General features: G+C 58.4%; 7 protein-coding genes. 5 read left to right on the top strand and 2 right to left on the bottom strand.

The genetic code is table 11. The features are described from left to right. Positions 1-126: 126 nt before the first annotated feature. A complete protein-coding gene (locus M6G53_RS21585) occupies positions 127-378 on the bottom strand; it encodes a YciN family protein (protein WP_253334400.1) in 252 nt (83 codons plus the stop codon). A 428-nt stretch (positions 379-806) separates the two neighbouring features. Between M6G53_RS21585 and topA the strand changes: the two genes are divergently transcribed. The 4 genes from topA to acnA all read left to right on the top strand — a co-directional run bounded on the left by topA (position 807) and on the right by acnA (position 7768). Next, on the top strand, positions 807-3404 hold the full coding sequence (topA, locus tag M6G53_RS21580) for a type I DNA topoisomerase (RefSeq protein WP_253334398.1): 2598 nt from the start codon (positions 807-809) through the stop codon (positions 3402-3404). Next, positions 3383-3544, top strand: coding sequence for a hypothetical protein (locus tag M6G53_RS21575; protein WP_253334396.1), 162 nt, complete (start codon positions 3383-3385; stop codon positions 3542-3544). Before topA ends, M6G53_RS21575 begins: the two co-directional genes overlap by 22 nt. A gap of 221 nt (positions 3545-3765) precedes the next feature. Next, the gene (gene cysB / locus M6G53_RS21570) at positions 3766-4740 is read left to right on the top strand and encodes an HTH-type transcriptional regulator CysB (RefSeq protein WP_004930690.1); all 975 of its coding nucleotides are present in this window, start codon (positions 3766-3768) and stop codon (positions 4738-4740) included. 355 nt (positions 4741-5095) lie between these two features. Further along, positions 5096-7768 (top strand): aconitate hydratase AcnA, encoded by a 2673-nt coding sequence (acnA, locus tag M6G53_RS21565; protein WP_253334394.1) that lies wholly within the window; start codon positions 5096-5098, stop codon positions 7766-7768. Between the two features lie 56 nt (positions 7769-7824). Here acnA and ribA read toward each other — a convergent pair whose 3' ends face one another. Beyond that, entirely contained in the window at positions 7825-8418 is a 594-nt protein-coding gene (gene ribA / locus M6G53_RS21560; protein ID WP_019452695.1) for a GTP cyclohydrolase II, read from the bottom strand. A gap of 279 nt (positions 8419-8697) precedes the next feature. On the opposite strand from ribA, the gene pgpB reads away from it, so the two are divergent. Then, positions 8698-9459 (top strand): phosphatidylglycerophosphatase B, encoded by a 762-nt coding sequence (pgpB, locus tag M6G53_RS21555; RefSeq protein WP_253334392.1) that lies wholly within the window; start codon positions 8698-8700, stop codon positions 9457-9459. Position 9460: the final 1 nt, after the last annotated feature.

The following is a 9460-nucleotide window of genomic DNA, read 5'->3' as shown; positions in this document are numbered from 1 at the left end:
TACCAAACTGGGCCTGCCGAAGTTATAGGCAGGCGACGATCAACATAACCGAACCGCCGTATACGGACCCGTATGTACGGTGGTGTGGGAGGAGGCTGGTCGTGAGATCAGCCCCTATCCCGATTCTCAATCGATCAGGTGGTATTTTTCCGAAAGCAGATGGGCCAAATGTTTAAACATATTAAATACCGCGGTGGTTTTGGCGGTGGGCAATCCGTCGGCATCTAAAAAGTATTCGCCGCGGAAAACTAAAACGCCGCTTTTTTGTTCAACGTCGGTGGCGATCATGCCGTGTAGATAATCTTCGTGTTGGCGGATGATGTTATTTGCTTCTGCCAGCAGGGCCTCGCGGCCGATGGGTGTCGTATTGGTGCGCATTTATTAGACTCCAAACAAAAAACTCTGCGCATATTCTAACGCCGGTTCGCTTTTATCCGCAAACCGACTAAGGTTTATTTGCCGTCTGGATGGCCATGGGCGGCCGCCGGTTGGCGAAATCGGTCTTTCCGTGCTAATTAGGTTGCGTGACGCTTTTTATCAGGTAGAGTGTGGGATTTTGCGGCGTCGGGTGGAAGGTTTTGTTTACGCCATGAATAAAACTCACACAGCCATACTTCTGGGGCATGAGTGAATAGCAGGCAGGATCAACGACTTGCGTTCAGGTTGAGCAATTGGGCAACCAAAAGAAAAAAATCTGTTGATCTCTTGCCAGACTGCCGCAATATAAAAAAAGAGACTCGAATTGCCGCGGCACGGCGAGATAAAAGACTTCTTTTTAGAAGAAATAAATTTAGGTAAAGGTAAATATGGGTAAAGCTCTCGTAATAGTTGAGTCCCCGGCAAAAGCCAAAACTATTAATAAATATTTAGGCAGTGACTACGTGGTGAAGTCCAGCGTCGGTCACATCCGTGATTTGCCGACCAGTGGCTCAGCCAGCAAAAAGAGCGCTGACTCAACCGAAGACAAAGCCAAGAAAAAAGTTAAAAAAGATGAGAAGGCGGCGCTGGTAAATCGCATGGGCGTCGATCCTTACCACGGCTGGAAAGCACATTATGAAATCCTGCCGGGTAAAGAAAAAGTGGTCGCCGAGTTAAAATCGTTGGCGGAAAACGCCGACCACATTTATCTCGCAACCGACCTTGACCGCGAAGGGGAAGCCATCGCCTGGCACCTGCGGGAAGTGATCGGTGGGGATGACAAACGCTTTAGCCGCGTGGTGTTTAACGAAATCACCAAAAACGCGATCCAACAGGCGTTCAAACAGCCGGGCGAGCTGAACATTGACCGCGTCAACGCGCAGCAGGCGCGCCGGTTTATGGACCGCGTGGTGGGCTATATGGTCTCGCCGCTGCTGTGGAAAAAAATCGCCCGTGGTCTGTCCGCCGGCCGCGTGCAGTCGGTGGCGGTGCGCCTGGTGGTTGAGCGTGAGCGCGACATCAAGGCCTTCGTGCCGGAAGAGTACTGGGAGCTGCATGCCGATCTGCTGGCGAAGGGTGAAACCGCGCTGCAGATGGAAGTGACCCATGCGCATGACAAACCGTTCAAGCCGGTCAACCGCGAGCAAACCTACGCAGCGGTCAAGCTGCTGGAAAAAGCCCGCTACAGGGTGCTGGATCGCGAAGACAAACCGACCAGCAGCAAGCCGGGTGCGCCTTTCATTACCTCCACGCTGCAACAGGCCGCCAGTACCCGCCTGAGCTTCGGCGTGAAGAAAACCATGATGATGGCGCAACGGCTGTATGAAGCCGGCCACATCACCTATATGCGTACCGACTCCACTAACCTGAGCCAGGATGCGCTCAACATGGTGCGTGGCTACATCGGCGACAACTTCGGCGATAAGTACCTGCCGAAGGCGCCGAATCAGTACAGCAGCAAAGAGAATTCGCAGGAAGCGCACGAAGCGATCCGCCCTTCGGACGTGAACGTGCTCGCCGAGCAGTTGAAAGATATGGAAGCGGACGCGCAGAAGCTGTATCAGCTGATCTGGCGCCAGTTCGTCGCCTGCCAGATGACGCCGGCGCAATACGATTCCACCACGCTGACGGTGAAGGCCGGCGATTATCAGCTGCGCGCCAAGGGCCGTACGCTGCGCTTTGACGGCTGGACCAAGGTGATGCCGGCGCTGCGCAAAGGCGATGAAGATCGCACCCTGCCCTACGTCGAAATCGGCAGCGAGCTGGATCTGCAGAAACTGATCCCGAGCCAGCACTTCACCAAGCCGCCGGCGCGCTACAGCGAAGCCTCGCTGGTGAAAGAGCTGGAAAAACGCGGCATCGGCCGTCCGTCCACCTACGCCTCCATCATCTCGACCATTCAGGATCGCGGTTATGTGCGGGTGGAAAGCCGCCGCTTCTATGCCGAGAAAATGGGCGAGATCGTCACCGATCGCCTGGAAGAAAACTTCCGCGAGCTGATGAACTACGACTTCACCGCGCGCATGGAAGACGGCCTCGATGAGGTCGCCAACAACCAGGCCGAGTGGAAAGCGGTGCTGGACGAGTTCTTCGTCGACTTCAGCGAGCAGCTGGAAACGGCGGAGAAGGATCCGGAAGAGGGCGGCATGCGGCCTAACCAGATGGTGATGACCAGCATCGACTGCCCGACCTGCGGCCGCAAGATGGGCATCCGTACCGCCAGCACCGGCGTGTTCCTCGGCTGTTCCGGCTACGCGCTGCCGCCGAAGGAGCGCTGCAAAACCACCATCAATCTGGTGCCGGAAGCGGAAGTGCTCAATATCCTTGAAGGCGACGACGCGGAAACCAACGCGCTGCGCGCCCGCCGCCGCTGCAAGAAATGCGGTACGGCGATGGACAGCTACCTGATCGACAACCAGCGCAAGCTGCACGTCTGCGGTAACAACCCGGCGTGCGACGGCTATGAGATCGAAGAGGGCGAGTTCCGCCTGAAAGGCTACGACGGCCCGGTGGTGGAGTGCGACAAGTGCGGCTCGGAAATGCACCTGAAAATGGGACGTTTCGGCAAGTACATGGGCTGTACCAACGAGAACTGCAAAAACACCCGCAAGATCCTGCGTAACGGCGATGTTGCGCCGCCGAAGGAAGATCCGGTGCCGTTGCCGGAGCTGCCGTGCGAGAAGTCAGACGCCTATTTCGTGCTGCGTGACGGCGCTGCCGGCGTGTTCCTGGCGGCCAACACCTTCCCTAAATCGCGCGAGACCCGCGCGCCGCTGGTGGAAGAGCTGGCTCGCTTCAAGGATCGCCTGCCGGAGAAGCTGCGCTATCTGGCCGATGCGCCGGTGGCGGATGCCGAAGGCAATAAAACGCTGGTGCGTTTCAGCCGCAAAACCAAGCAGCAGTACGTCTCTTCTGAAAAAGACGGCAAGGCGACCGGTTGGTCCGCATTCTACGTGGACGGCAAATGGGTCGAAGGCAAGAAGTAACGCCGCCGTCCTGCCTGCAAGATGAAAAACCAGCCCTGGCGGCTGGTTTTTTTATTGCTGAAAAGGGACAAACGGATCTATCCTTTGCTGTTTTTATCCCTCCGCCACCGCCGTTTCACGTTGATACCAATGCAAAATAATCGTTATCATAGTGTGACGCGGATCTATACTTGAAGCTGCAACGTGGTATAGTGGTTATATAAAAAGTTTTTTTATTATTAAAGCTTATTAACAACGGCGTTTTCTTCACCATCAGGGTAAAACACGGTGTTTATGGCTTGTGAGTTTCAGCATACCGGGGCGACACCGATATACCTGGCTGCGGGTAAGCCGCAGTGTTTAACCTAGGATGGTATAAGATATGAAATTGCAGCAGCTTCGTTACATTGTGGAAGTGGTTAACCACAACCTGAATGTCTCCTCGACGGCAGAAGGGCTCTATACCTCGCAACCCGGCATCAGTAAACAGGTGCGCATGCTCGAAGATGAGCTGGGCATCCAGATTTTCGCCCGCAGCGGCAAACACCTGACCCAGGTCACCCCGGCCGGCCAGGAAATCATTCGCATTGCACGTGAAGTGCTGTCCAAGGTGGACGCCATCAAAGCCGTCGCCGGTGAACACACCTACCCGGATAAAGGCTCGTTGTACGTCGCCACCACCCATACTCAGGCTCGCTACGCTTTGCCCAACGTGATCAAGGGCTTTATCGAGCGTTACCCGCGCGTCTCACTGCACATGCATCAGGGTTCGCCGACGCAGATCGCCGAAGCGGTCTCCAAAGGCACCGCCGATTTTGCCATCGCCACCGAAGCGCTGCACCTGTACGACGATCTCATCATGCTGCCGTGCTACCACTGGAACCGCGCGGTGGTGGTGAAGCCCGATCATCCTTTGGCAGGCAAAAGCAGCATCAGCATTGAAGAGCTGGCGGCTTACCCGATCGTCACTTACACCTTCGGCTTTACCGGGCGCTCGGAGCTGGACACCGCTTTCAACCGCGCCGGCCTGACGCCGCGCATCGTCTTTACCGCCACCGACGCCGACGTGATCAAAACCTACGTGCGTCTGGGGTTGGGGGTGGGGGTGATCGCCAGCATGGCGGTGGATCCGGTACAGGATCCGGATCTGGTGACGGTAGATGCGCGCGATATCTTCACTTACAGCACCACCAAAATCGGTTTCCGCCGCAGCACCTTCCTGCGCAGCTACATGTACGACTTCATTCAGCGCTTCGCGCCGCACCTGACGCGCGACGTGGTCGACAGCGCGGTGGCGCTGCGCTCCAATGAAGAAATCGAAGCGATGTTCAAGGACATCAAGCTACCGATCAAATAACCGCTGGCGTTGACGACATCCAAAAAACCGGAGAGGGAACCGCCTCACCGGTTTTTTGTGCCAGGACCTCCGCAGCCTCCGGTTTCTCAGGATCATCCCGAAAAGCCGCCGCCTGGTGCACCCACCCGCGAAAAACGCGAGATCTTCCCTGCCAAATCGCCGCCTCGTTGCGGCGTTTTTGTTGGCGCATTGCCTAACCCCTTGGCGGCGCTCGTACTTATTTTCCGCTGATTGTTCCTGCCTATCGCTGTGATCAAATCGTGTTGTTATCAAAACGTTAAGTTATCTTTGTGGTATCTTTAAACAAGACCTCACTGATTACCCTGTTTTAGTCACAATAAGAAATGGAGGAGCTATGTCGTCCGATCTTCGTGAAACAAGTCTGGATAAGCTGGTTGCGCTAAATAGCGAATATTACTACCACAGCCTGCCGCTGGCGGCGAAGCAGCTGGGTGATATCGACCGGTTGCCGAAATCAATGAAAGTGCTGTTGGAGAACCTGCTGCGCCATGTGGATGGCGATACCGTGCAGGTTGACGACCTCAAGGCCATCGTCGCCTGGCTGCAAACCGGCCATGCTGACCGTGAGATCGCCTACCGTCCGGCACGCGTGCTGATGCAGGATTTTACCGGCGTTCCGGCGGTGGTGGATCTGGCCGCGATGCGCGAAGCGGTACGGCGGCTGGGCGGCAACGTCGACCAGGTGAACCCGCTGTCGCCGGTGGATCTGGTGATTGACCACTCGGTTACCGTCGATGAGTTCGGCGATGACAACGCCTTTGAAGACAACGTGCGTATCGAAATGCAGCGCAACCACGAGCGCTACACCTTTCTGCGCTGGGGGCAGAAAGCCTTCAACCGTTTCCGCGTGGTGCCGCCGGGCACCGGCATCTGTCACCAGGTTAACCTCGAATACCTCGGCCAAACGGTCTGGCACAGCGACGAAAGCGGCCGCCGGGTGGCTTATCCCGATACGCTGGTGGGCACCGACTCCCACACCACCATGATCAACGGCCTCGGCATCCTCGGCTGGGGCGTCGGCGGCATCGAAGCTGAAGCGGCGATGCTGGGCCAGCCGGTGTCGATGTTGATCCCGGACGTGGTCGGCTTCAAGCTGACCGGCAAGCTCCGCGAGGGCATCACCGCCACCGACCTGGTGCTGACCGTGACCCAAATGCTGCGCAAGCACGGCGTTGTCGGCAAATTCGTCGAGTTTTACGGCGACGGCCTGGCCGATCTGCCGCTGGCGGACCGGGCGACCATCGCCAACATGTCGCCGGAGTTCGGCGCCACCTGCGGTTTCTTCCCGGTGGATGACGTTACGCTCGGCTATATGAAGCTCAGCGGCCGCAGCGCCGAACAAATCGCGCTGGTGGAAGCCTACGCCAAGGCGCAGGGCATGTGGCGCAATCCGGGGGATGAACCGGTCTTCACCAGCTCGCTGGCGCTGGACATGTCAACGGTAGAGGCCAGCCTCGCCGGGCCGAAACGCCCGCAGGATCGCGTTGCGCTGCCGAATGTACCGCAGGCGTTCAAGGCCGCCACCGAGCTGGATATCGGCGGGCACCAGGCCAAGACCGACAGCAAAACCTTTACGCTGGACGGGCAGCAGCACGAACTGCGCGACGGCGCGGTGGTGATCGCGGCGATCACCTCCTGCACCAATACCTCCAACCCGAGCGTGATGATGGCGGCCGGCCTGCTGGCGAAAAACGCCGTCAAGAAAGGGCTGCGCAGCAAACCCTGGGTAAAAACCTCGCTGGCGCCGGGCTCCAAAGTGGTGACCGACTACTTCGACAGCGCCAAACTCACCGCCTATCTGGAAGAACTGGGGTTCAACCTGGTGGGGTACGGCTGCACCACCTGCATCGGTAACTCCGGCCCGCTGCCGGACCCGATCGAGCAGGCGATCAAAGAGGGCGATCTGACCGTGGGCGCGGTGCTGTCGGGTAACCGCAACTTCGAAGGGCGTATTCACCCGCTGGTGAAAACCAACTGGCTGGCCTCGCCGCCGCTGGTGGTGGCTTATGCGCTGGCGGGCAGCATGAAGATTGACCTGACCAAAGAGCCGCTGGGCGAGGGCAACGATGGCCAGCCGGTCTATTTGAAGGACATCTGGCCGAGCAGCCAGGACATCGCTCAGGCGGTGGAAGAAGTGCGCACCGAGATGTTCCACAAGGAATACGGCGAAGTGTTCGACGGCGACGCCAACTGGCAGGCGATCCAGGTGGCCGGTTCGGCAACCTATCAGTGGCAGGAGGATTCGACCTATATCCGCCATCCGCCGTTCTTCAGTACCATGAAGGTGAAACCGGATCCGGTGCAGGACATCAAAGACGCGCGCATTCTGGCGATTCTGGCCGATTCGGTGACCACCGACCACATCTCGCCGGCGGGTAACATCAAGCGCGACAGCCCGGCGGGGCGCTACCTGAGCGAGCACGGCGTGGCGCCGCAGGATTTCAACTCCTACGGCTCGCGCCGCGGCAACCACGAAGTGATGATGCGCGGCACCTTCGCCAATATCCGCATCCGCAACGAAATGGTGCCGGGCGTGGAAGGGGGCTATACCCGCCATATACCGTCGCAGCAGCAGCTGTCTATCTACGACGCCGCCATGCAGTATCAGCAGGAAAAGGTGCCGCTGGCGGTGATCGCCGGCAAAGAGTACGGCTCCGGATCCAGCCGTGACTGGGCGGCGAAAGGGCCGCGCCTGCTGGGCGTGCGGGTGGTGATCGCCGAATCCTTCGAGCGTATTCACCGCTCCAACCTGATCGGCATGGGGATTTTGCCGCTGGAGTTCCCGCAAGGGGTGACGCGCAAAACCCTGGGGCTGACCGGGGATGAGCAGATCAGCGTCGGCGGCCTGCAGCAGCTGCAGCCGGGCCAGACGGTGCCGGTGCACATCACCTATGCCGACGGGCGCAAGGAGGTGATCGACACCCGTTGCCGCATCGATACCGGCAATGAGCTGACCTACTACGAAAACGACGGCATCCTGCACTATGTGATCAGGAAAATGCTGTAATTAAGCAATAAAAAGGGCGCCGCAAGGCGCCCTGATTGTTTCCGCCGCGGCGGCGATCACTTCTGGTCGAGCAAATGGCCCATTTTGGCGGCCTTGGTCGCCAGGTAGTGTTCGTTCTTCGGGTTGCGGCCGACGATCAGCGGCACGCGTTCGCTGATGTTGATGCCGGCTTCGGTCAGGATCTCGACCTTTTTCGGGTTGTTGGTCAGCAAACGCACCGCGTCGACGCCCAGCAGTTTGAACATGTCGGCGCACAGGGTGAAGTCGCGCTCGTCGGCGGCGAAGCCGAGCTGGTGGTTAGCTTCCACGGTGTCGGCGCCTTTATCCTGCAGGGCATAGGCGCGAATTTTGTTCAGCAGGCCGATATTGCGGCCCTCCTGGCGATGATAAAGCAGGATGCCGCGGCCTTCTTCGGCGATCTGTTCCAGCGCGGCTTCCAGTTGAAAACCGCAGTCGCAGCGCAGGCTGAACAGGGCGTCGCCGGTCAGGCATTCGGAATGCACGCGCGCGAGCACCGGCGCTTCGCCGGAAATGTCACCGAATACCAGCGCCAGATGGTCATGCCCGGTCGCCAGTTCTTCGAATCCTACCATCAGGAAATCGCCCCAAGGTGTCGGCAGTTTAGCCTCTGCCACCCGTTTAAGCTGCATGTCACTCTCCACAAAATCGTACGATTCAATCATTGTCGCGCATCCTAAGTCCGGTTCGGTACATTGACCAAGACTAAAACGTGCTACGCCGATCTCTGTTTCGTTAATTATCGGCTATTTTGCCACAACTTCTTGCCGGGCGGTGCTCAGCAAACCAGCAGATGGCGTTTTCTGGCCACCTATTATTGCGAGAGGTTGCCTATCTGTTTAATTTTTAGCGTGTTATCAAGATTACACTCTTGTTACACTGCAGCCTGATTCACGCAGAGGAAAACGGGAATGTATGAGATAGCAAAACGCACGGCGGGCGGCGCGCTGCTGCTGCTGTTGATGCCGTTGGCGGTCTGGGTATCCGGCTGGCATTGGCAACCCGGCGGCAATGAGCAACTGCTGAAAGCGCTGTACTGGGTGACAGAAACCGTGACCTCGCCATGGGGCATTCTGACCAGCGTGATCCTTTGCGGTTGGTTCTTGTGGTGCCTGCGCTTTCGGCTCGGAGCGGCTATCGGTTTGGCGATGCTGCTGGTGGTGGCGGTGCTGGCCGGCCAGGGGATCAAATCCTTTATCAAGGATCGGGTGCAAGAACCGCGGCCGTTTGTGGTGTGGCTGGAGCAGGCTCACGGCGTGGACGGCAAGTATTTCTATTCGCTGCATCGCAAAGAGCGCAGCGCGCTGGTGCGTGAGCAATTGCAGGATCAGACGCTGGTGCCGAACTGGCTGCGCAAGCACTGGCAGGTTGAAACCGGCTTTGCTTTCCCGTCGGGGCACACCATGTTCGCCGCCACCTGGGCGCTGTTGGGCGTAGGGCTGCTGTGGCCGCGCCGTCATTATAAAACCGTCGCGCTGCTGATGATGTGGGCCACCGGGGTGATGGGCAGCCGCCTGCTGTTGGGCATGCACTGGCCGCGCGATCTGGCGATGGCCACGCTGATCAGCTGGCTGCTGGTGGTGGTTACCTGCTGGCTGGCGCAGCGCTGGTTCGGCCCGCTGACGCCGCCGCCGCAAGAGCAGCAGGAAATCGCGGCACGCAAGCCGGAATAAG

It is taken from the genome of Serratia nevei, from assembly GCF_024160145.1.
GTDB classification, from domain to species: Bacteria; Pseudomonadota; Gammaproteobacteria; order Enterobacterales; family Enterobacteriaceae; genus Serratia; species Serratia nevei_A.
This window is presented reverse-complemented; position numbering and strand designations above follow the sequence as displayed.

Bases quoted from the DNA above. Each gene is read 5' to 3' on its own strand.
- M6G53_RS21585 (WP_253334400.1), bottom strand. From the start codon at position 378: ATGCGCACCAATACGACACCCATCGGCCGCGAGGCCCTGCTGGCAGAA.
- topA (WP_253334398.1), top strand. From the start codon at position 807: ATGGGTAAAGCTCTCGTAATAGTTGAGTCCCCGGCAAAAGCCAAAACT.
- M6G53_RS21575 (WP_253334396.1), top strand. From the start codon at position 3,383: ATGGGTCGAAGGCAAGAAGTAACGCCGCCGTCCTGCCTGCAAGATGAA.
- cysB (WP_004930690.1), top strand. From the start codon at position 3,766: ATGAAATTGCAGCAGCTTCGTTACATTGTGGAAGTGGTTAACCACAAC.
- acnA (WP_253334394.1), top strand. From the start codon at position 5,096: ATGTCGTCCGATCTTCGTGAAACAAGTCTGGATAAGCTGGTTGCGCTA.
- ribA (WP_019452695.1), bottom strand. From the start codon at position 8,418: ATGCAGCTTAAACGGGTGGCAGAGGCTAAACTGCCGACACCTTGGGGC.
- pgpB (WP_253334392.1), top strand. From the start codon at position 8,698: ATGTATGAGATAGCAAAACGCACGGCGGGCGGCGCGCTGCTGCTGCTG.